Source organism: Bacilliculturomica massiliensis (genome assembly GCF_900605495.1).
Classification (GTDB): Bacteria; Bacillota; Clostridia; order Peptostreptococcales; family Anaerovoracaceae; genus Bacilliculturomica; species Bacilliculturomica massiliensis.
In genome coordinates, this window is record NZ_LR027602.1 from 814,632 (window position 1) to 837,215 (window position 22,584).

Genomic DNA, 22,584 nt, shown 5'->3' on the forward strand with positions numbered 1-22,584 from the left:
CTCTGAAAAAGGGAGGGGGGCCTCTGGTTCTGTTGTTTTACTGTGGCGCCGCAGTCCGGACGATGGTAGAATAATAAAATGAGAATGGGGCCGGGCGGAAGGGCGTCGGTCCGGCCGCCAGGAAAGGAGCGTAAATTGAAATTCAAGTCATATCAGTGTTCGCACAACGACAGGTCCGGTGTGAACGGAGAACTGGCGGAACAGCTGCGGGCGGGGGCTCGTATGGAGTTTCCGCAGGCATATCGGGACGGGAGAGCCATGGCCCGGCTGTCGGCGGCCATAAAGGAATGGGAGCACGAGAGCTTCTGCGTGCTGCCATTCTGCCATACCGTTGAGGGAGAAGCTTTCGGAGGTCAGGTGAACTACGGGGATGCCGGAAGTTTTCCCCGGCCTGCGAACCGGCGGATCTGCAAGACCGCTGAGGATGTGCTGGGGCTGCCCGATATGGATTTTTCCGCGGGGCGGGTCCGGGAAGTGCTGGAAGCCGGCCGGATCCTGAGGGAGCAGGGGGAGAAAGCGGTGCTGAATATGAACGGACCGCTGACCATACTTAACGTGTTGATGGAGACGTCGGACGTTTTCGGTTTCCTCATGACGGGCAGGCCCGAAGAACAGGAGCAGGTGTTCGCCAAGATAAGAGGTAATCTGCTGCGGTATCTGGCGGAGGCGGCGGAGGCCGGGTTTGCCGTGGTGAGCTACGCGGACGCCATGGGGGCCGCGGACATCGTAGGTCCAAAGATGGCGGCAAAACTGGCCGGCCAGTTTACGCTGCCCTTCCTGCGCGACGCCGGCGTTCTTCTCAGCGGACCCCGGCCGGCGGTCCGGCAGACGGAGACCGTATTGTTCCTCTGCCCAAAGACGGCCCACGGGCTGGAGGTTGAGCAGGGTGAAGGGACTTGCGGCGGACAGCGGGCCCTCTGGGAAGAATTCGATGTATCCGAAGATGCGTCGGCGGCGGAGAGCTTTCGGAGAGCGGCCCACGGACAGCGCCGGATCCTGGGCGGCGCCTGCTTCACGCAGCTTTTAAAAACAGGCAGGCTGAAGCAGCTGTATCATCTGCAGTTTTTGGAATAAAGCTCCGGGACCGGGCCGGGCGCTGTTCCGGGCGGGACGCGGCGGAGACTCATTTCGCGCCGGGGGCGGAACGGAGCGGCGCGCCTTAAAATCATTGCCTTTCCCCGGGTTCGGTGATAAAATAGGACATGCGAAATACCGTCAGTCGGCAGGTGTGCGCATATTTTTGAAAGGAAAATTTTTCCCGAAGCTCTGTTGCCTTTGCTCTGTGGTGCAGCAGCTGCGCGGCAGGGGGGGCGCTCCGCTCAGACGTGCAGCTCATGCCTTCTGGAGCAGGAGGGCTGCGGGCTTGCGGGCTTTGAAGAAGCTGAAATAGATAAAACGCCGGACAGGAGAATGGGCGGCTGGAACGGAGAGAAGACAATATGAACAGCAGCAGGTTCAAAAATGATTTATATGTAAACAGGGAGATACGCGATCTGAAAGATATGCTGGACAGCTGCGCGGAGCTGTACGCGGACAAGCGGGCGTATCTGGTAAAAGATAAGCCGGGCGGCCCATACCGCGCCATCACTTACCGGCAGACGAAGGCGGACGTGGACGGACTGGGGACGGCGCTGATGGATCTGGGACTTTCGGGAAAACGGGTGGCGGTGATCGGTGAAAACCGTTATGAGTGGGTGATCACCTACCTGGCCACGGTCAACGGAACCGGGGTCATCGTACCGCTGGACCGGGAACTTCCCGCCGGGGAGATCGCCAATCTGATGGAACGGGCAAAGGTGGACGCTCTGGTATTTTCCAGCAAGGTGGAGCGCAAGGTGAAGGAAGCGCTCAGCCAGGTGTCCGGGGTGGAGTTCGTCATCAGCATGGACGCTCCGGAGCACACGGAGGCCAGCCTTTCCCTGCACAGGCTGATCGAGAGGGGAAAGCGGCTGCTGGCGGAAGGCCGCAGAGGTTTCGTGGACGCGGTGATCGACGCCGACGAGATGCGGATCCTGCTTTTCACCTCCGGTACCACGGGGCTGGCAAAGGGCGTCATGCTCTGCCACCGCAATATCTGCGCCAACGTCTACAACATGTCCAAATATGTGAATGTGCGCGACGACTGCGTGGGCCTGTCCGTCCTGCCCATGCACCATACCTACGAGTTTACCTGCCACATTATGACCGCCATGTACCAGGGGTGTGCCGTGGCGATCTGCGAGGGGCTCAAATACATCGTGAAAAATATGGCGGAAGCGCAGGCTACCGTCATGCTGGGGGTGCCGCTGATCTTTGAATCCATGCACAAGAAAGTGTGGAAAAAAGCGGAAGCCAGCGGCAAAGCGGACAAGATGCGCGCTGCGGTGGCTGTGTCCAAACAGCTGAATAAACTGAATATCAAGGCTACGAAAAAGCTGTTCAAGGAAGTGCACCAGGCGCTGGGCGGCCATATGAGACTGATGATCGCCGGAGCGGCGGCCATCGACCCCAACGTGGTGGAAGACTTCAACGCCATGGGGATCACCATGATCCAGGGATACGGGATGACGGAAAACTCGCCCATCATCGCCGTGAATATGGACCGGTACCACAAGGCGGCCTCGGCGGGGCTGCCCATGCCCGGCACTCAGGTCAGGATCATCGACAAGGACGAAAACGGCGTGGGAGAGATCATCTGCAAAGGCGATTCTGTCATGCTCGGCTATTATGACGATCCGGAAGAGACGGCCAAGGTCCTCATCGACGGCTGGCTGCATACGGGAGATTACGGGTATTTTGACCGGGACGGCTTCCTGTACATTACGGGAAGAAAGAAAAATGTCATCGTTACAAAGAACGGGAAGAATGTTTTTCCGGAGGAAGTGGAATTCTATCTGGGGAAGAGCGATTACATCAAAGAGGTGATCGTGAGCGGGGAGGAGGACGCCGACACCGGCGAAATGATCGTGTGGGCGGATATCCTTCCCAATTTCGCACTCATCGAGGAACGGCACGGAAACCTGCCGGAGGCGGAGCTCCGCAGACTTCTGAAAGAAGAGATCGACGCCGCCAACGACAAAATGCCGCTCTATAAGCGGGTAAAGCGGTTCCGCACCCGCGACACGGAGTTCGAGAAGACGACCACGCAGAAGATCAAGCGCTACACGGCGAAATAGCCACGCGGTCCGGCAAAGCTCCGCGGCCCGGCAAAGTTCCGCGGTCCGGCAAAGCTGCCGGAAAGGTAAAGATTTAACATGTAATTTGAGAGGGAAAGCGTGCGGAATTTCAGGGAACAGCCAAGGCGGCCCTGAAATTTTGCGTCGATAGACCTGACGGACGCGCTGCGCCGCGGCCGGAGCGAGACGAAGGGGAATGGATTATGATGGGAATTGAAGAAGCCCGCCGCTGGGCGGTGGAATATGTGTCGGGGATCGAAGAGAGCACGGACCCGCTGGTGCGGTACAAAGATGTGAGACCGATCACAGATATCAAGGACATGTGGGATTCCAGCGCCGCTCTCTACGCCGGCCGAACGGCGTTTATGAAGAAGGACAAGCCCGGCGGACCTTACCGGGACGTCACATACGGGAAGGCTCATGAGGATACGGACGCGCTGGGGACGGCGCTGGTGTCTCTGGGACTTTCGGGAAAACGGGTGGCGGTGATCGGGGACAACCGCTACGAGTGGGCGGTCTCCTATCTGGCGGTGGTATGCGGCGTCGGGATCGCGGTGCCCCTTGACAAGGAACTGCCGGAGAACGAGCTGAAACAGCTGGTGATCGCGGCCGGGGTGGAGTGCGTGATCTTCTCGAAGAAATATCAGGACATGTTTCGGCGCATGAAGGACAGCGGGGATACCCGGCTCTTTGCGCTGGTCAATATGGACGGTGATCTGGCGGAGGGCGGCGTTCTCTCTCTGCAGAATCTGATCGAGATCGGAAACCGGCTCATCGACGGAGGAAACAGGGAATTTCTGGACGCGCAGATCGAGCGGGAAGGCATGGGGATCCTGCTGTTTACTTCCGGGACTACAGGCATATCCAAGGGAGTCATGCTTTCGCACAAAAACATTGCCGCAGACCTTATGTCCATGGTGACGATGATCCATATCAAAAAGGAAGACATTTTCTTTTCCGTTCTGCCCATCCATCACACGTACGAATGTACCTGCGGTTTTCTGTGCCCGCTGTTTCGGGGCGCGGCGGTGGCGTACTGCGAGGGGCTGCGCTACATCGTAAAAAATCTCGGCGAGGCCAAGCCCACGGTATTTCTGTGCGTGCCGCTGATCATGGAGAGCATGCACCGGAAGATCTGGTCCCAGGCGAAGAAGAGCGGGAAGGAAAAGCTGCTGCGGAGAGTGCTGGCGGTCAATAAATATACGAAAAAGATCGGTCTCGATCTGGTGCCGAAGCTGCTGTCTCAGGTGACGAACGTGTTTGGCGGACGCATGCGCCTGATGATCTGCGGCGGGGCGGCCATCGATCCTGCGGTGCTGGACAGCATCGCTTCCTTCGGCATCATCTGTCTGCAGGGCTACGGACTGACGGAATGCGGACCCATCGCGGCGCTGAATCCTGACGTGGATCCCAAGCAGGACGCCGCGGGAGCAATGCCGCCCTACATGGAGTGCCGCATTGCGCAGCCGGGCGAGGATGGGATCGGGGAGATCTGTATCAAGGGTCCCAACGTGATGCTGGGCTACTACGGGAATCCTGAGGCCACCGCAGAGGTGATGAGCGAGGACGGCTGGTTCTTTACCGGAGATCTGGGCTATGTAGACGGCGATGGTTTTATCCACATCACGGGTCGGAAAAAGAACGTGATCATCACGAAAAACGGAAAGAATGTATTTCCGGAGGAGATCGAATACTACCTGGGGCAGATCCCCTATGTGGAAGAATCCATGGTATGGGGAGCGGAAGGCAGCGAATCGGACGATATTCTGATCTTCGCCGCGGTCAAATGCGATGGGGAGGCGGTGGAGGAGGCGCTGGGCGCCGGGTACACGAAGGAGCAGGCGCTGGAACTGCTCTGGAAAGAGATCGACCGCATGAACCAGGGGCTGCCTTATTTCAAGCGCGTCAAGAAGCTCGACATCCGGGAAAAAGAATTCGAAAAAAACACCGCCAAAAAGATCAAGCGGTTTGCAGAGGAAAACAGGACCATGAGTGATCAGTGATCGGAGACCAGAGGAGAAAACTGACCGGTCAGATCAACCCCATGCTGCGCAGAATAAAGAGCCAGACAGTCAGCGTGAAGGCGCTGAAGAAGGTGGTGAGCATGATGGCACCGGCGGTCACCGTTCCATCGTGCCCCATGCCGCGGGCCATGACAAAACAGCTGACGGTGGTGGAGGAGCCCAACATGACCAGGATCGCCACCAGCTTGTCGTCGTGAAAGCCCATGCGGACGGCCAGAGGCAGAAAGACTGCGGTGAAGCCCGCCAGCTTCAGGGCGCTGGCGGCCAGGACCGGTCTCCATTTTTTCAGCGTTTTTCCGGCGTCAAAAGAGGCGCCCATGACCATAAGCCCAAGAGGCGTGGCCGTGGCGGCCAGATTTTGCACAGTCAGTTCCATGATCCTGGGCTGGGAGAGCCCCGAAAGGGACCAGAGGATGCCCGCCCCAATGCCCAGTATGATGGGGTTCGTCATCAGATTTTTCAGCGTCTTGTTCAAAGTTTCCCGATCCGGTCTTTTGCGATCGGGGCCCATCAGCTCCAGAATGAGCACGGCGGCCGCATTGTACAGCGGCACGGAACTGACGATCATCAGGGGGGCCATCCCCGCGTTGCCGTAGAGATTCTGGATCAGGGAGATACCCAGTATGGTGGCGCTGCTGCGATAGCCGGCCTGGGCAAACTCTCCGCGGATGGACCGATCGGCCACGAAGAAGGACAGACCGCAGCATATGGCGATGCACACGGCGGTGGTGAGAAAGCAGAACAGCACGAAACGGCTGTCCCACACCTGACGGAAAGGGACTCCGGACAGATCGTGAAACAGAAGAGCGGGGATCGCCGCCGTAAAGACGAAGCGATTCATCTTGTTGACAAAGGACTGGTCAAAAAGCCCCGCGTACCGAAAGAACACGCCCAGAAGCATTGTGAGGAAGATGGGAATCGTGGCGTTCAGACAGAAAATCAAGTTGTTCATATAAAAAATCCTCCGGTTACAGGGAAGTATTACAAAGGGAAAATGAAAGGGAGCACTGCGGAATAGAAAGCTGCGGCGCTCCCTTTTTGTGTGCTTCGGACTTGTTTCGGCCGGCCTTGTCTGCCGCAGAGGATCACGTCCGAAACTGGTCCTGCCTGCCGCCCCGGCTGCTGCCGGCCTTGCCGCCGTTATTTCTTAAAGGCTTTGGGATTGATATCGTATTTGCTCAGCCGTCTGTAAAATGTGCGCGGGTTCATTTTCAGGTCTGCCGCGGCGGCCTGGACGTTGCCGCGGGTCGCCTTGAGAGCGGAGATGTACAGGGACCGGAGCGATATTTCTGTGTCCGCGTCTGAGCCCGCTGTCCGCAGGCTTTCATGGGCGGCCGGCGCCCGATCTCCTTCCAGACCGGCATCGTCCAGGGTGATGGTTCCGGCCGTGCAGTCCCCGGGAACGGACTCCCGCCGGAAGGAGGAGACCGCGGCGGGCCCGTTTCCCCGCAGTGCGGCACGGATGTCTGCCGGCAGATGTTCCATCTCGATGGCGCTTCCTTCCCGGATCAACAGGGCCCGCTGAATGACGTTTCCCAGCTCCCGCACATTGCCCGGCCAGGAATAGCTCATGAGAGCTTCGTACACTTTGTCGCCGATGACGGGATCTTCACCGGGACTGAACTGGTTTACGTAGAAGTGCACCAGATCGATAATATCCGTTCTGCGCTCCCGGAGAGGGGGAATGCGGATGGTGAGCACATTCAGACGGTAATACAGGTCCTCGCGGAATGTCTTCTCGCGGATAGCCTGGGCCAGATTGCGGTTGGTGGCGGCGATGATGCGCACATCCAGGGGGATGTACTTCGTCCCGCCCAGGCGCATCACCCGGCGATCCTCCAGGATCCGCAGCAGAGTGACCTGCGTGTCCGGCGGCATTTCGCCGATCTCGTCAAGAAAGAGAGTGCCGCCGTTGGCCAGTTCAAATTTTCCGGGAGCGCCGCCTTTTTTTCCGCCGGTGAAGGCGCCCTGCTCGTAGCCGAACAGCTCGCTCTCCACCAGAGAGCGGGGGATGGCTCCGCAGTTGATCGCCACGAAGGGCCGATCCTTTCGGCCTCCGGCGCTGTGGATGGCCTGAGCGAAGAGCTCCTTTCCCGTGCCGCTTTCCCCGGTGATCAGTACGTTGGAATAATTCTGCGCCAGCTGGCGGGCTTCCGATACGGTCTGCAGCATGGCGGGCGAGGAGCCCACGATGGAGGAAAATTTGTACGTGGTGCGAAATTCTGTTGGAGCCTCCTTCGGGGCGGAAGAGACGGCTGACACCGCCGGGCTGTTCCCGCCGCCGGCGGAGGGAGGCGAAAGAGTCAGTACCGTGACGTAGTTCCTCCCGTCCAGATTGTCGATCCGGTGGATGGACACATTTCGCTGGAGAGGACGCTCCGGAGATTTCGTCAGCATAATATTGGCGGGCAGGTCGTACAGGTTGTTGCTGAAGTGGAGGAAGGCCTTTGTATTTGAATTGGCATTGCTTTCGATGCGCATGAACTGGAAAAGAGGCTGGCCCACGGCCTCCTGCTCCTTCAGATCAAGCATTTTCAGCGCGCCGGGGTTGATGTACATGATCCGGTTTTCATGGTTCAGCAGGATCAGACCGGTGGGACCGAGAAAGGAAAAGGACGGAGCGGAGGCGTTCTGTATTCTGGTCAGTTCGCGGACGGCTGAGCGCAGTTTCAGAGCGTGCTCGATGGTCTGAGCGGAAGTGACCATGGCGCCCAGGGTGTGAATGTTTACCTCATCTTTCAGGGCGCTGATGTTGATGGTGCCCACGAGGCCGCCTTCGATGCTGAATATGGGGGCGCCGGAGCAGGTGTGAGATTTATAATGATATTTGTAATGTTCGTTGCCGTAGACCTGACAGGGCTTCTTCGTGGCCAGGCACAGGGAGATGGAATTGGTCCCCGCGTCCTCTACATTCCAGCTGGAGCCCCGGATCAGACGGGTATAAGGTCCGCTGAGCACAAGGTTTTTTTTGTCACCCACAGAATCCAGCATGATGCCCTGGTTATCGGTGAGCAGGATGTATGCGTTGGAGCCCCGGATGATGGAGTAGAGCCGTTCCATTTCCGGCCGGGCGATCTGGATGAGATCCCTGTGCCGTTTCAGGATCGGTTCCATCTCTGCGGCAGTCAGGCGCTCGTTGGTCAGATCGTAGGGGGCCACGCGGTAGTAGCGTGATACGCGCCAGGATTCCAGGATCTCCGGGCGGATGAAGGAATAGTCAAAGGGCTCGTCGCGGACAAATTTCAGCCATGCCAGCTTCAGACGCTCCTGATATTCTTCTGTAGTATCGAATAGCATGCATTCACCTCCCGGTTTTGTGTGAATTGGATCGAACCCAATGGGCGGACCGTGACAAAAATGACAGCGGCGTCATTTTTGTCAGCCCTAATTATATGTGTTTTCTGTCAATTTGTCAAAAACCATCTCAGCCGGACGGAAAACTGCCTGAGATCTCCCTTTGTGCCGTTGGCATGGTTATTGCTCTATATAGAGGGCAGTACGATAAATCACCTGTGTATACCCGAAGCCGGCGCGCGCGGCAAAGGGATGAAAAAAGGAGAGAATGCTATGTTTCAGATCACAAATGACCCCAAGGCTTTCGCCAAATTGTTCGATCAGTCGCTGCTTCTGGACACCAGCCGTCATCAGGAATATCTCACGCTCTGCGAGGAATCTATCAAATACGGCTTCGCCTGTGTGGCTGTAAACGGCTTTGCCATCCGGGAATGCGCGCAGCTGCTTTCCGGCCATGACATCAATCTGACCTGCGCTACCTCGTTTCCTCTGGGGATCTGCTCCCTGGACACCAAACTGGCGGAGGCGTACAACGCATTTAAGGATGGAGCGACAGATATCGACTTCGTGCTGAATATCTCGAAGATACTGGATCACGAATTTGATTATATCGAAAAAGAGAGCAGGGCCATCGTGGATCTCTGCCGGCAGGAAAAGAAGATCGTCAAGCTCATCTTTGAGACCTGCTATCTCAATGCGGATGAGATCACTACGCTCTGCAAGATCGCCAACACATGCGGCCCGGATTTTATCAAGACAAACACGGGCACCCATGGACCGGCCACGGTGGAGGCGGTGGAGACCATGCGGAGAGAGGCGCTGCCGCAGATCAAAGTAAAGGCGTCCGGCGGCGTTCACAATCTTGAGATCGTGGAAAAGATGGTGGCGGCGGGAGCGGAGAGGATCGGAACGATCACCGCGTCGCGGATCATGGAAGAATATATCCAGAAGTACTGCGGATAAGCCTGACGGCGGTTCGAGTTTCGAGTGCCGGCGTTTTGGAAAGGAGCCTGAAAAATGAATTATGATTTGAAAGACAAAGTTGTGGCGATCACCGGGGGAACTTCGGGGATCGGCGAAGCGCTGGCCCATGCGTTCGTGGAGCAGGGCGCGAAGGTGGCCGTGTGCGGCCGGAACCAGGTCAAGATCGACGAGATCAACAAGTGGGCGCGGGAACAGGGGCTGCCGCTGACGGCTGTCCGCGCTGATATCGCCATGGTGCCGGAGATCCGAAAATTCGCAGAGGCCGCGGTGAAAGCCTACGGCACAGTGGACGTGTGGGTCAACAATGCCGGGATCAATGTGATGTCGCCGTTCAACAAGCTTTCAGAAGAGGATTTTCAGAAAGTGGTGGATATCAATTTCAAGTCCTACTGGTACGGCGCGGCCGTGGCTTCCGACATTATGAAAAGTCAGAAAAAGGGAGGCGTGATCATCAATACCTCATCCTTTAACGAACACATGCCCTCTGCAGAGAAGGCCATATACTGCGCCACCAAGGCGGCCATCGGCAGCATTACCCGGGTGTTCGCCGTGGAGCTTGGAAAATTCAATATCCGGGTCGTCTCCGTCTCGCCGGGCTATACGCTGACGCCCATCAATGAAAAGGAGATCGGCACGGACTTCGACCGCCTGGTGGCGGCGATCCCGGTGCGGCGTTTCGCCACCACAGACGACATGGTGGCGGCTTATCTGTTTCTGGCTTCCGACGCTTCCAACTACATCAACGGCGTGGATATACGGGTGGACGGCGCCAAGTTCGGCGCGCAGAATCCGCAGTGGAGCTGGACCTACGAGGGAGAACTCTAGACGAAGATCGTTTCCGGCCGGCGCAGCACCACGGCTCCGTCCGGCCGGCACAGCATAAAGATCCATAACGCAGAGGGAAGGGAAGGACTACATATGACACAGGAAGATCAAAACAACAAGAAGAGCTTGGTAGACAAATTTTCATCTGCTTTTGAACGCTGGATGCCTGACTCCATGACCATCGCATTTATTCTGGTGATCGTCGCCGCGGTCCTCGCTATCGTGTTCACCGGCGCGCCCATCTTTCAATCCACAGAGAGTCAGAAAAGCATCGCAGATTCCATGGCGGAAAACTTCTGGAACCTGCTGGCATTTTCCATGCAGATGGTGCTGATCACCGTGCTGGGAAACGTGTTCGCCAGCTCGCCGCCCATGAAAAAGCTGCTCCGAAAATTCTGTTCGCTGCCGAAAAGCACTGTTTCCGCTTACATCATGTGCGCCATGCTGGGGGCGGTACTGTCCTGGTTTCACTGGGCTATCGGCTGGATGGGCTGCATCGTCATAGGCAAAGAGATGCTGCTTCAGGCAAAGCAGCGCGGGATCCGAATTCACACTCCCAGCTTTGTGGCGGCGATCTTCTGCACAGCGCTGGTAGGAGGTTCCGGGATCTCCGCGTCCCAGATCCTCTACGCCTCGACCCCAGGCTATCTGAAATCCCTGGTGGATGAGCAGACCGCGGCGCTGATGCCCGAATCCTACACGGTCATGGACACGGCCATCTACGCGCAGCCGCTGATCACCGTAGCTGTGAGCTGCGTACTGGTCCTGGCGGTGGTCATGTTCATGCGGCCAAAAAAAGGCTCGCCTATTGAGGAGATCACGCCGGAGCAGGAAGCCTTTTATTCCATCGACGTGGACACGCTCCACATCGATAAAAGCACGCCGGCCAAAAGGCTGGCCAACAGCATCGTTCTGCAGTATATCATCGTGGCGCTCATGGGCTACTGGTGTATTAATATGCTCATGAACGGAGGCTTCATGGGGATCTCCATCAACAGCTATAACTATCTGGTGCTCACAGCTACTCTGGCATGCTGTATGCGTCCCCGCATTTTCGTGGAGCTCTTTGTGGACACCATTCAGTCCGCCTGGGCCTTCGTTATCCAGTATCCCTTTTACGCAGGCATTTTCGGCATCATTGTGGGAACGGGTTTCGACAAGGTCATCGCCGGATTCTTCCTGTCCTTTGCCACCACGGGGACCTGGCCCAGCATAGCCATGCTGTATTCGGCGTTTCTCAATATCTTCGTGCCGTCGGCAGGCTCAAAGTTCATCATCGAGGCGCCTTATATCATTCCCGTCACCTTCCAGCTGAACTGCAAGGTGGAGACCATACTCATGTCTTACGGCTACGGCGACTGCGCCACGAATATGCTGACGCCGTTCTGGTGGGTACTGCCCTGCGGGCTGTTCAAGATCGACTATCACAAAGTGCTGCCCTACGCGGTGGTGGGCTGTCTGGTGGTAACGGCGTACTATTTCATCGCGATGTTTTTCTGGTAGAGAAGAGATTGGAGGAGACTTATGGCAATCAGGAAGGTTTTGATCATCGGAAACGGCGCTATGTCCCAGCATATCGGACTGCAGTGCGCTCTGTTCGGCACCGATGTGACGATGTACGTGAGAAACCCCGGGAAAAACGCCGGAACAGTTTCCGGGGCGGAAAAAGCAGCGCTGTCGCTGCTGGAGGAAGGCCGCATCTCCCGGGAACGTCTGGAAGGCGCGATGAAACGGATCTGCGTGAGCAACGATGTGGAAGACGCCTGCGCGGGAGCCGATCTGGTGAGTGAGTCGGTGGCGGAGAACGTGGAGATCAAGCGTGAGACGTGGAAAAAGTTCGCGCCCTGGCTCCCCGGAAACGCCATCCTGACCACCAACACCTCCTCGCTGAGACCGTCCCTGTTCGCGGAGGCCTCGGGAGCGCCGGAACGGTTTCTGGCCTGGCATTTTCACCTGACGGTCTACCGGCAGAATCTGGCGGATATCATGCCCCATCCCGGGACGGATCCGCGCTGTGTGGAGGAGTTGAAGCGGTATACGGAATCCATCGGGCAGAACTGCTGCGTATTGAAGAAGGAGTATCCGGGTTACCTGGCCAACAGCATGCTGTTCGTGGTCCTGGACAAGGCGCTGGATCTGTATCTGGCGGGAGCCGCGGATATCGCGGACATCGACAAGGCGTGGATGACCGTGCGGCTGGAGAACTCCGGCCCCTTCGGCATCATTGATAAGATCGGTCTGGACGTGACGGCGGAACTGCTTCCGGATTCGCCGAACAAAGAGGAAAAGCTCAGGCTTCTGAGGACGATGATAGAGGAGGGAAAAGGCGGCGTGAAGACGGGAAGCGGATTTTATTCCTACCCGGATCCCATCTATCAGGCGGAGGATTTCGTGATCAGACCGGGGACGCTCCGGTGATATTGAGGAGGCGCGGGGATGAAAAATTATTTTGATATTGCAGGAAAGGGGATCGTGATCACCGGAGCCAGCCGAGGATTGGGGCGGAGCATGGCTCTGGGGCTGGCGGAGGCCGGGGCGCATATCGTCGCGGCGGCTACTAACGGCGCGCTTCTGGCTGAACTGGAGCGGGAGATCGAAGGGAAAGGTCAAAGCTGCGGCGCCTTTGCCGCGGACGTTTCCTCGGAGGAGGAAGTCGAAGCTCTGGCGGCCTTTGCGGCGCGGAAGCTGGGGCAGGTGGACGTGCTGATCAACTGCGCCGGTATCAACCGCAGAGGCTTGCTGACGGAGATGAGCAAGGCGGACTGGGACGACACCATCGGGGTCAATCTGACCGGCAGCTTCCTTTGCATCAAACATTTCGCGCCCTTGATGAAGAGCCGGAAGCGGGGGAAGATCGTCAACATCGCTTCCATCATGTCTGTAGCTGCCGCCGCCATGGCAGGTCCCTACTGTGCATCCAAGGGCGGCGTGCAGCAGTTGACCAGAGCGGCGGCCCTGGAACTGGCGGCGGACAATATTCAGGTAAACGCCATCGCGCCGGGCTACTTTGCCACGGAGATGAATGACAAATACCTGAACGATCCGGAGAAAGCCGCCGCGCTGCTTTCCAAGGTGCCCATGGGGCGCTGGGGCGAGGGGGACGAACTGGTGGGGGCGGCGATCTATCTGTCCTCCGATGCGTCGAATTTCGTCACAGGCCATGTGCTCTGCGTGGACGGAGGGTATCTGTGCCTTTAGCGGCACAGGCGGCGCGCCGGCCGCCGGAGGCGGCCGGGGGATGGATGCCGGCGCGTCGGGGAAGAGACGCCCTGCGGGCGGAGTGGCGGGCGGGTCCCGCGTGAATCTACGCGGCCCGCTCCTTCCGCGCCGTTCTCCCGATCTATATTTGAAGGAAATCAGCAGCAGAAAACCCGGGCCGCGGAGTTTCATGACGGCTGTAGCCTAAAAACGCAGAAAACCATGGAGCTCAATGCCAGAAACATCGCAGATATGTGACAGCGCAACGCTTGAAAGCTGATAAATGGATGAGAAAGTGACCGGGGCAGGCCGAAAAAGGAAAGAAGCGTAGGTCCTTTCACGGATTTTTTCTTTTTGCCTGTAAAATTGATCTGAAAACGAAAAATATGTGGACATGATATACTGATCAAGCAAAATATGTAAAATATTTTTCGTTGTAAACACAAAACTGCTTCCAAAAAGAAAAAAACGACATAGGTCGACAAAGCAAACAATAAAAATACCCGTTACGGTCTCTGCTTTTTTCTTTTTCGGGTGTTGATAGGGGTCAAAAAGAAAAAATGGATCCGTTCAGGTTTTCGATCGACTACTCAGCCGCGCTATGAAATAAAAAATCAGGAAAAATATTTCTTGACAAACAGAAGATAGTGTTGTATTATAAAAAAGTATTCTCGATGATGGTCATTTGAACTCACATATTTTGTAAGTCATTTGTTTTCGGATGGTTTGCAAAATATGTGATTTTTTTTGTTTTATCAGTCAGGGTATAGGCGGAGAAATTGATTCCGCCGGCTCGCGCGTCATTTTGCGGCGGGTGTACAGATTGAAAGGAGTACCGTAAATGAATAACGGCACAGTAAAATGGTTTAATGCAGACAAAGGTTATGGTTTTATTTCGAATGATAATGGCGGCGAGGATGTTTTCGTACATTTCTCCGCTATCGTAGGCGACGGATACAAATCCCTGTCCGAGGGACAGAAAGTGACGTTCGACACTGAGACTGATTCCAGAAGCAATGGAAAGATCAGAGCGATCAACGTCTGCGCCGCATAAAAGCACAGAAGCCGATCTCCCGGCGGTCCGGATGCAATCCGCGAGGAACGCATACCTGAGGACACCTGAACGGGAAGAGCATTGCAACGAAAGAAAAGACCTCCGATGCAGTTTATACTGCGGCCGGAGGTCTTTTTTATAACATCGTAATATCGCGCCGCGCGTGAGGAACACCTTATTCCTGGCACCTGACTTCCCTGACTCAAATTTTTGAAAAGGGATAACGTTTATTTGATAGAGACTGATCCTATAACAGAAGGGAGAGAAATAAAGGAAGCGGTTCTATTTCTCGTAATAAAGATTCAAAATCTGCTTGTAAATAACAAAAAAATGATTATAATAATTATTAGATTAGAATATGATTTGAATTGGTTGGAGGGCACGTTATGTTCACAGAAAGCAAGACGACAGAGTTCAAGAGAAAATATGTTGACGATATTAAAAATACGATTGTTGCTTTTGCAAACTGTGACGGCGGTACACTCTATATCGGAGTGGATGATGATGGAACCGTTTGCGGTGTTGAAAATGTTGATAGTACTATGCTGCGTGTAACCAATGTGATCAGGGATGCCGTACGTCCAGACGTCACTATGTTTGTAGAGTGCCGCAATGATATTATGGACGAGAAGCAGATCGTGTGTGTAACCGTCCAGCGTGGTACGGCAAGGCCGTATTATCTGCATGGAAAAGGAATTCGCCCGGAAGGCGTTTATGTTCGTCAGGGGGCATCTACAGTTCCGGCAACAGATGCTGCTATTTTAAATATGATTAAGGAAACCAGTGGCGACAGCTATGAAGCTGCCCGTTCTCTTGACCAGAATCTTACTTTTGATAAAGCTGCCGATTTTTTCAGAAAACGGAAGGTGGGGTTTGGAAAGGCCCAAATGCGGACACTTCACTTGATCGGTGAGGATGAAATGTACACTAACCTGGCATTTCTGTTGTCTGAGCAATGTACGCATATGATTAAACTGGCTGTTTTTGAAGGTAGCAAGAAATCCGTATTTAAAGACCGCAGAGAATTGTCAGGTTCCCTTCTGGAACAGCTGGAGGAAGCTTTTGATTATATTGATCGTTTCAATCGTACCCGTGCAGAATTCTCCGGATTGGATCGGTTAGATATGCGGGACTATCCACCAGAGGCCATTCGTGAGGCACTGCTGAACGCGATCGTACATCGGGACTATTCTTTCAGTGGCGCTGCCCTTATTAGTATTTTTGAAGATCGAATTGAATTTGTAACGATCGGTGGTTTAGTGAAAGGTATTACATTGGATGATGTAAAGCTTGGGGTGTCGGTATTGCGTAATCAGTATTTAGCCAATATTTTCTATCGTCTTCGACTGATCGAAGCATACGGCACCGGTATTCTTAAAATCAATGAGTGTTACGATGATTATGCTGTGAAACCTGTGATCGAAACAACAGATAATGCATTTAAGATTACGCTTCCCAATACGAACTTCCATGCTGAAGAACAAAAATCTAAGAATTTGCACAAAGTAAATGAAACTACCAGTTGGTCAAAAAAACAAGAACGAGTCAACACTATCTTAGAACTGTGCCGCAGCAAGGGTTCTATCGTTCGCAGCGATGTGGAAATGGCACTTGGCGTATCACAATCTACGGCAATCCTCCTGCTGCGCGAGTTGAATGATGAGGGGGTTCTGTTTAAAAAAGGAAAAGCAAAGAATTTACGTTACTACGAGAAGAAATGAATGAGTTTATACATTTAAAAGAATTGAATAATTCAAACCCAAGCATACTTAGATGAAGATGGAGGCAAAGATATGCCGACTTTAAGCGAGATATTTGATAAGCGGAGAATTTTCCTTTATCAGAACGAAAGCCTTGATCTGGACCACTACTACCACGAGCCATACCAAGATGAAAATGATGAAATAAAAGAAATGGGTAAGCCTTTTGAAACAGATGAGTCAAAAAAAATTCGTACCATTGACTTGATAAACGAAGACCGAACATATTCTGGATTTAGCTATTTTATGGACGGTTCTCGCCGTACATATAAAATTGGCGATATGGTATTGGAGGGCAAGAAGATATACCCTGTTGTTGTGGCTCAAGTTCGGGCAGGAAGTACTGAGCGAGATCGACAAAAAAAGCTACATATACATAATACCATTCAGAGAAAAAACCTTCTGCTTCTAAGCGATAAGATGAATGAAGTGGATTTTCAAGAAATTCGTCAGCGCATCCTCAAAACACAGATGGCAAAGGATATTCACTTAGATATAGTCAAATATCACTTTGATCCCGCAAAAGATAATGTTCCCGTCAATGCAGCTATTGCCAAAGCCAATTCTACGATGCACGATATGGAAATTGATATTTTGGGGCAAATGGTTAATTCGGATACGCTTGAGCCCGATCATATGCTGGTTGTGGATGGTCCGTTGCAGTTCATTCGTCAGGATACTGGAAAGCCAGAGTTTGCAGATATGTTTTATAATGTCGTCGGCGTTTCTAAGAGTTTTGATCCAATGCTGCCCACTTCCAGCAAAAATAAACGTGGCGGAATCCAGATTGGTACAGAACTTCTAAAACTGGAATATGGCCAAAGAACTCCGGTGTTTTTGAAGGAGAACAGCAAACATCGTAAATTTGGTTGCTGGTATTTACGGATTCGTCCTAAAAACAGGGTGGCCGGTCCGCTTGAAGGCATTATTAAAATTGAAAAGATGGCGGTGCTGGAGGAGGAGGAAGGTCTGGATTCTTCTGTGGTGGACAATATTTCTCTCTGGGCGTTGAATGAGGGTTCTCCTACTTGCTATGGTCGGGATGAACGATGGGCAAGCCACCTATATCCCATATATTTAACGGAAAGAGTAATAAAAGTATCTTTTGAGAGCGATTTGGTGTTTATCAACAATTTCAAAAGAAATTTTCGCTAATAAGGAGATCAAGGTATGAGTAACAGGAAGTTAATTGGCAGAGTCTCTGCCACAGAAAAATATCCATCATCTTGTGACGATTTTCAGTTTTGGCTTTCGGATGACGCTGTTTTGAGCCCTTTTGATATTGTTCGAGTTGAAAATAAGGCTGACGATTCTGTAACCTATGGTGTGGTGCAGGACATTCTGCATATCACAGATGGTACAGGTCATCTCAGCAATTATGTGTCCTCTGATTTCGGCAATGTGGATACAACACCCTTGACAAGAAGGCTTTCCCTGTCTTATGCGAAGGTGTCAGTCATCCACAACACGAAAGAAAATTTTATGCCTGTATTTGAAAGTTCTCCTGTATATACAGCAGATAACGATGATATTGAAATCGCACTCGGCCTGGACAATATTGATGAGAAAACAGCTATTCCTGCAGGTTTAATGAAGGCTAGCAATAATATTTCCGTGCCAATCAAGTATAATGGAGATTTTTTAATCGGTCCTGAAGGTGCACACATGAATATCTCTGGTATTTCGGGTCTGGCTACCAAGACGAGCTATGTTATGTTCTTGTTGAAAGCAATCCAGCATAAATACAAGGATGATGTTGCAATTATTGTCATGAATGTAAAGGGCGACGACCTGCTCCATGTTCACCAGCCGAATGAGAAAATGACCCCAACACAGCGTGAAGAATGGGATACTTTGGGTGTTCCCTGCAAACCATTTGAAAATGTGAAATACTTGTACCCATATCGAAATCAGAAGGACAAGTTGTATGCGAATACTGCACTTCCCACGGAAGATTTGGCCGAGCAGTTTGTAGCAAAGCAGGCTGCAAATTTTGTGTACACTTTTGAACATGACATTGATAAAGTGGATATGTTGTTTTCTAATGTCGATGATCCAAACTACACAATTGAGTCAATTCTGAACTATATTGACTATGGCCAGGAGTTTAGAGGCGATTTGAGCTGGACAGATTTCAAGGACAAATTGAAAGATTTTTGCAGCAAAGGCAGCAGTAAGAATAATAATTCCAGTATTCTGATTCAGTCCTGGCAGCGCTTCAGACGTCTGATCAATAACTCTATCAATGATGACATCTTTGTGAATGCCATTTCAAGCGCGAAGGAACAGCATCAAGTATATCTGTCCAATGAGGTATTGAATATCAATGGCGGCGAAATGATGGTTGTCGATATTGCTGGTTTAACTGAACAGTTGCAATGCTTGGTTTTCGGTGATATTATCCGTTCCGTATATTCCTTAAAGCACGGTGATTTTGATCAGGAGGACCGTTACAGTAAGAAACCGGTTCCCAAACGGGTTGTTATTTTTGTTGACGAGTTAAATAAATATGCCCCTTCCACATCTAGCAAAAATTCGCCGTTGCTGGCTAATTTGCTGGATATTACGGAACGTGGTCGCTCTGAAGGTGTTGTACTATTTTCTGCTGAACAGTTCAGAAGTGCAATTCATGAACGCATTAAAGGCAACTGCGGTACGAATGTGTATGGCCGCACGAATGCGATTGAAGTATCTCGACCGGACTATAAATTTGTTCCTACGGTATATGCAAACATGATGACTCGACTGAAGAAGGGGGATTTGATTCTTCACCATCCCGTCTTCAAGACATTGTTAAAGATCCAGTTCCCGTTTCCATCTTATAATCAGGGAGGTAGTAAATAATGGGCGAACCAATGGCTGGAAAGTTTTTGCTTGAAATACTTACCAAAGGCATGTATTCCAACCCGATGCACGTCTATAGGGAATATATTCAAAATAGTACAGATTCTATTGACAAGGCTGTTGCGAGTAGAGTAATATCTACATCTGAAGCTGCGATTCATATTCAGATTGATAGTGCTAAGCAAAAGATAATTATTCATGATAATGGTTGTGGAATCCCTGCCGAAAAAGCTAGAGAGGTACTGTTAAGCATTGGCGATTCTGAAAAAAATGGTATAGACGAGAGAGGGTTTCGAGGAATTGGACGGCTTGCAGGACTAGCCTATGCAGAGGAAGTTAGGTTTATTACTTCTGCATATGGCGAAAAAGTAAAGACAGTTCTGACCTGTGATTGCATTAAAATGCAAAGACTTCTTCAAAAGTCTAACACGGAAACTACGGATGTCATGGAAACTTTTATGGCAATCAGCAGTTTCGCTGATCCTCTGCCAGAGGATAAAGATACACATTTTTTTGAAGTGCAGTTAATGGGTGTTCCTTCGGATTCTGGCTTGCTTGAAGAAAACGCTGTGTGGAGTTATCTTTCAGAAACAGCCCCTGTTGACTTCAATAGCCAGCAGTTTTCTCAGGCACAAAAAATTCGGGATCATTTTATCGATCATGGTTGCCCTATATCCTGCTATAAAATCCTTCGAGGATCGAGAAAACTCCCTATCTATAAGGCTTATTCCCGCACTTTGTCTACGGGAAAGCAAACGAAAACAAAGAATAAAGATTATATCCGGGATGTAGAATTTGTGTATGCTGAATCGTCTGATGGACAACCTCTATATATTGGATGGCTTGCACTTACAGATTTTTCTGGAATTATTTCTGATGAGACGATACAGGGTATCCGTTTCCGCAAGGGAAATATCCTAGTTGGTGATAATACTACATTCGTGAAGTATTTTCCCTCTGAGGGTCATAATGCAAATCGTATGTTTGCCGGAGAAATTCACGTTTTACATAATGAATTAGTTCCGAACTCCCAGAGAGACGATTTTGAGCCTAATGCAATATATAGTGAAATGACGCAGGCTCTGAGAAAGTGGGCTGGAGAAATTAACAGAAAATACCGCCGCGGTATGTCTGAGGCGACTTCTGCACTTAGACGTCTAAATCAATTGAATGCAGAGCAGAAGGAATTGGAAGAAAAGATTGATTCAGGTGCAATCACTTCTGATGAAAAACGAGAACAGATTGCTGATAAGCTCAAGCAAATTTCAAAGAAGCGGGAAGCGGAAGAAAAAATCGTTAAAAAAGCGCAAGAGAGTGGCACGTTTGATGACGATCGTAAAGAAACGGTTGAGAAAGTGTTGTCGCAGACAGAAAGAGCAGCGAAAAAGATTACTTCGTTAAATAAAAAAATCGTTAATGTTGATTATGCAACAAAGCATGATTTGCCTACATCATATAGTCGAGACGAGCGGAAGTTATACCAACGTATTATTACCGTAATTGATACATTCTTTACCGAAGATCATAAGACAGCAGAAAAACTGCGTGAGGCTATAAAATCTGAACTGAGCGTGAAAAAGAAATGAGAGTTTTATTAGTAGAACCAAATTATAAAAACAAATATCCTCCAATGGGATTGATGAAAATAAGCACATATCATAAGATGCTGAAAGACGAGGTGAGGTTTGTCAAAGGTTTTGACCGCAGTGTAGATAAAGAAGTTTGGGATAGAGTCTATATTACCACTTTGTTTACTTTTGACTTTGATGTTGATGTGGAAACCATCAATCATTATAAGCTGTTGGTGAACAACATTGACGATCTGTACGTTGGTGGCATCATGGCATCGCTTATGCCAGAGAGGATTGTAGAAGAAACAGGTATTGATCGTTCCCACATTCTGACTGGTCTGTTCACTGATACTTCGGTGGTTGGCGATAACAATGACATCAATGTTGACGAACTGCCGCTGGATTATGATATTTTGGAGCAGACTGATTATAGGTACCCTGCTGGTGATAATTATTTTGCTTATACGACCAGAGGATGCCCGAACCATTGTTCTTTCTGTGCGGTTCCTATTTTGGAGCCACAGTTTCGTGTGACGAATAACATTATTGACCAGATTAGGATTATCGATGAGAAATACGGACTTAAGCAGCACCTTCTATTACTTGACAATAATGTTCTCAATGCTGCGGATTTGAAGTCTCTTGTTGACGATCTGTGCGCAGCGGGATTTGGTCGGGGGGCAAAGTATGTCGATCCTGGCGATTACAATATTGTTATGATGCGTTATCGAAATGGAGACCGTGCAGATTTCCTCAACAAGAAAATGGCTACGTATCTGGATGGATTCAAAAAACGTATTAAGTCTGCAGAAATGTTAGAAATTTTCCTTCAAATTGTAATTGAGGCAGAAGATGCAGAGGACTATGCACAATATATGCTGGATCACGATGATAAACTGACCCCAATCATCGAGAAGTATCGCAACAAAGCAAAGAAAGCACGTTACTTAGATTTTAACCAAGGCGTCGATGGACGAAAGATCAATGATGAGAATATGGAGCAACTTGCTCGACTTGCTATTCGCCCCTTGCGTATTGCATTCGATGATATTCGTTTAAAAGATGTATATTGTCATGCGGTACGTACTGCGCATCATCATGGCATCAAAGAGATTTCTAACTATATTCTGTTTAATTACAAAGATAAGCCGGAAGATTTGTATGAACGTCTGCGAGTGAATATTGAACTAAATAAGGAACTGGGCATTCAGATTTTCTCTTTCCCCATGAAGTATTCTCCGATTAGCCAAACGGATCGTTCTTACATCGGCACGAATTGGTGCAAAAAATATGTCCGTGCAATTTCTGCGATTCTACAGGTAACAAAAGGTGTCGTAGCGGCTGGATCCAGTTTCTTTTATAAGGCATTTGGTAACAATTTGGATGAGTACCTTGAACTCTTGGCCATGCCAAGAGAATTAATAATGTTTCGCTCTTATTTTGAAAAAAATGGGACAACGGAAAAATGGTATACTCTTTATCGTAAGTTAAATGCCGAACAGAAAGAGCGCCTGATGGTATTGGTATCCCTTAATTTGTCTGAGTTGAGAAATACGCCGTGGCCAGATGACCTTAAAGATATTCTGAAATTCTATTTGATAAAGTATTCTGGAAGAACTGAAAATACTGACGTGAAATATGTCCAAATGTCATTGCTGGATGACAATGATATTGCTGTAGAAGGCTAAAACCGTGCCGTCAAAAAGACCTTAAAAACTATGAAAAGCATTTTATCTCAACAGGAGGTAAAGTGCTTTTTTATTTCAATCAGCGTAAGAAATGGCGGGCGGGACCGGCAGAGACGGACGCGGTGGATGCGCATGAGACGGAGCGGACGACTGCCGGGGCGGACAATTACGCTGGAATAGTACAAAC

16 protein-coding genes are annotated in these 22,584 nt (G+C 51.1%); 14 read left to right on the top strand and 2 right to left on the bottom strand.

Annotated elements, in window-relative coordinates:
• The first annotated feature begins 135 nt into the window (after nucleotides 1–135).
• From E0E37_RS09605 to E0E37_RS09615, 3 genes are all read left to right on the top strand, one after another.
• Nucleotides 136–1,074, top strand: coding sequence for a uroporphyrinogen decarboxylase family protein (locus E0E37_RS09605; protein WP_165445305.1), 939 nt, complete (start codon nucleotides 136–138; stop codon nucleotides 1,072–1,074).
• Nucleotides 1,075–1,439: 365 nt separating this feature from the next.
• Nucleotides 1,440–3,155: an AMP-dependent synthetase/ligase gene (locus E0E37_RS09610; protein ID WP_130862811.1), complete on the top strand. Its 1,716-nt coding sequence runs from the start codon at nucleotides 1,440–1,442 to the stop codon at nucleotides 3,153–3,155.
• A gap of 203 nt (nucleotides 3,156–3,358) precedes the next feature.
• Nucleotides 3,359–5,158 (top strand): AMP-dependent synthetase/ligase, encoded by a 1,800-nt coding sequence (locus E0E37_RS09615; RefSeq protein ID WP_246019678.1) that lies wholly within the window; start codon nucleotides 3,359–3,361, stop codon nucleotides 5,156–5,158.
• 28 nt (nucleotides 5,159–5,186) lie between these two features.
• Here the strand turns inward: E0E37_RS09615 and E0E37_RS09620 are convergent, their stop codons facing one another.
• Together E0E37_RS09620 and E0E37_RS09625 are read right to left on the bottom strand one after the other, a co-directional pair.
• Nucleotides 5,187–6,131 (bottom strand): AEC family transporter, encoded by a 945-nt coding sequence (locus E0E37_RS09620; RefSeq protein WP_130862812.1) that lies wholly within the window; start codon nucleotides 6,129–6,131, stop codon nucleotides 5,187–5,189.
• Nucleotides 6,132–6,319: 188 nt separating this feature from the next.
• Nucleotides 6,320–8,476: a sigma-54-dependent Fis family transcriptional regulator gene (locus tag E0E37_RS09625; RefSeq protein WP_130862813.1), complete on the bottom strand. Its 2,157-nt coding sequence runs from the start codon at nucleotides 8,474–8,476 to the stop codon at nucleotides 6,320–6,322.
• A 270-nt stretch (nucleotides 8,477–8,746) separates the two neighbouring features.
• Here E0E37_RS09625 and deoC point away from each other — a divergent pair, with 270 nt between their 5' ends.
• The 11 genes from deoC to E0E37_RS09680 all read left to right on the top strand — a co-directional run bounded on the left by deoC (nucleotide 8,747) and on the right by E0E37_RS09680 (nucleotide 22,397).
• On the top strand, nucleotides 8,747–9,436 hold the full coding sequence (deoC, locus tag E0E37_RS09630; RefSeq protein WP_165445306.1) for a deoxyribose-phosphate aldolase: 690 nt from the start codon (nucleotides 8,747–8,749) through the stop codon (nucleotides 9,434–9,436).
• Nucleotides 9,437–9,490: 54 nt separating this feature from the next.
• A complete protein-coding gene (locus E0E37_RS09635; protein ID WP_130862815.1) occupies nucleotides 9,491–10,282 on the top strand; it encodes an SDR family NAD(P)-dependent oxidoreductase in 792 nt (263 codons plus the stop codon).
• A 93-nt stretch (nucleotides 10,283–10,375) separates the two neighbouring features.
• Complete coding sequence (locus E0E37_RS09640) at nucleotides 10,376–11,785, top strand: TIGR00366 family protein (protein ID WP_130862816.1); 1,410 nt, start codon at nucleotides 10,376–10,378, stop codon at nucleotides 11,783–11,785.
• A gap of 21 nt (nucleotides 11,786–11,806) precedes the next feature.
• Entirely contained in the window at nucleotides 11,807–12,700 is an 894-nt protein-coding gene (locus E0E37_RS09645; protein ID WP_130862817.1) for a 3-hydroxyacyl-CoA dehydrogenase NAD-binding domain-containing protein, read from the top strand.
• An 18-nt stretch (nucleotides 12,701–12,718) separates the two neighbouring features.
• Entirely contained in the window at nucleotides 12,719–13,480 is a 762-nt protein-coding gene (locus E0E37_RS09650) for an SDR family NAD(P)-dependent oxidoreductase (RefSeq protein ID WP_130862818.1), read from the top strand.
• An 841-nt stretch (nucleotides 13,481–14,321) separates the two neighbouring features.
• Nucleotides 14,322–14,534, top strand: coding sequence for a cold-shock protein (locus tag E0E37_RS09655; RefSeq protein ID WP_130862819.1), 213 nt, complete (start codon nucleotides 14,322–14,324; stop codon nucleotides 14,532–14,534).
• Between the two features lie 386 nt (nucleotides 14,535–14,920).
• On the top strand, nucleotides 14,921–16,255 hold the full coding sequence (locus E0E37_RS09660; RefSeq protein WP_130862820.1) for an RNA-binding domain-containing protein: 1,335 nt from the start codon (nucleotides 14,921–14,923) through the stop codon (nucleotides 16,253–16,255).
• Nucleotides 16,256–16,327: 72 nt separating this feature from the next.
• Nucleotides 16,328–17,449, top strand: a complete 1,122-nt coding sequence (locus tag E0E37_RS09665; RefSeq protein ID WP_130862821.1) for a hypothetical protein — start codon at nucleotides 16,328–16,330, stop codon at nucleotides 17,447–17,449.
• 15 nt (nucleotides 17,450–17,464) lie between these two features.
• Nucleotides 17,465–19,138: an ATP-binding protein gene (locus tag E0E37_RS09670; protein WP_130862822.1), complete on the top strand. Its 1,674-nt coding sequence runs from the start codon at nucleotides 17,465–17,467 to the stop codon at nucleotides 19,136–19,138.
• Complete coding sequence (locus E0E37_RS09675; RefSeq protein ID WP_130862823.1) at nucleotides 19,138–20,724, top strand: ATP-binding protein; 1,587 nt, start codon at nucleotides 19,138–19,140, stop codon at nucleotides 20,722–20,724. Before E0E37_RS09670 ends, E0E37_RS09675 begins: the two co-directional genes overlap by 1 nt.
• Nucleotides 20,721–22,397: a hypothetical protein gene (locus E0E37_RS09680; RefSeq protein WP_130862824.1), complete on the top strand. Its 1,677-nt coding sequence runs from the start codon at nucleotides 20,721–20,723 to the stop codon at nucleotides 22,395–22,397. The genes E0E37_RS09675 and E0E37_RS09680 overlap by 4 nt, the downstream gene beginning before the upstream one ends.
• Nucleotides 22,398–22,584: the final 187 nt, after the last annotated feature.

What these genes read in the sequence shown, in the direction of transcription:
- E0E37_RS09655 (WP_130862819.1), top strand. Translation starts at nt 14,322, where the DNA reads ATGAATAACGGCACAGTAAAATGGTTTAATGCAGACAAAGGTTATGGT.
- E0E37_RS09650 (WP_130862818.1), top strand. Translation starts at nt 12,719, where the DNA reads ATGAAAAATTATTTTGATATTGCAGGAAAGGGGATCGTGATCACCGGA.
- E0E37_RS09665 (WP_130862821.1), top strand. Translation starts at nt 16,328, where the DNA reads ATGCCGACTTTAAGCGAGATATTTGATAAGCGGAGAATTTTCCTTTAT.
- E0E37_RS09670 (WP_130862822.1), top strand. Translation starts at nt 17,465, where the DNA reads ATGAGTAACAGGAAGTTAATTGGCAGAGTCTCTGCCACAGAAAAATAT.
- E0E37_RS09640 (WP_130862816.1), top strand. Translation starts at nt 10,376, where the DNA reads ATGACACAGGAAGATCAAAACAACAAGAAGAGCTTGGTAGACAAATTT.
- E0E37_RS09615 (WP_246019678.1), top strand. Translation starts at nt 3,359, where the DNA reads ATGATGGGAATTGAAGAAGCCCGCCGCTGGGCGGTGGAATATGTGTCG.
- E0E37_RS09680 (WP_130862824.1), top strand. Translation starts at nt 20,721, where the DNA reads ATGAGAGTTTTATTAGTAGAACCAAATTATAAAAACAAATATCCTCCA.
- E0E37_RS09610 (WP_130862811.1), top strand. Translation starts at nt 1,440, where the DNA reads ATGAACAGCAGCAGGTTCAAAAATGATTTATATGTAAACAGGGAGATA.
- E0E37_RS09635 (WP_130862815.1), top strand. Translation starts at nt 9,491, where the DNA reads ATGAATTATGATTTGAAAGACAAAGTTGTGGCGATCACCGGGGGAACT.
- E0E37_RS09620 (WP_130862812.1), bottom strand. Translation starts at nt 6,131, where the DNA reads ATGAACAACTTGATTTTCTGTCTGAACGCCACGATTCCCATCTTCCTC.
- deoC (WP_165445306.1), top strand. Translation starts at nt 8,747, where the DNA reads ATGTTTCAGATCACAAATGACCCCAAGGCTTTCGCCAAATTGTTCGAT.
- E0E37_RS09625 (WP_130862813.1), bottom strand. Translation starts at nt 8,476, where the DNA reads ATGCTATTCGATACTACAGAAGAATATCAGGAGCGTCTGAAGCTGGCA.
- E0E37_RS09675 (WP_130862823.1), top strand. Translation starts at nt 19,138, where the DNA reads ATGGGCGAACCAATGGCTGGAAAGTTTTTGCTTGAAATACTTACCAAA.
- E0E37_RS09645 (WP_130862817.1), top strand. Translation starts at nt 11,807, where the DNA reads ATGGCAATCAGGAAGGTTTTGATCATCGGAAACGGCGCTATGTCCCAG.
- E0E37_RS09660 (WP_130862820.1), top strand. Translation starts at nt 14,921, where the DNA reads ATGTTCACAGAAAGCAAGACGACAGAGTTCAAGAGAAAATATGTTGAC.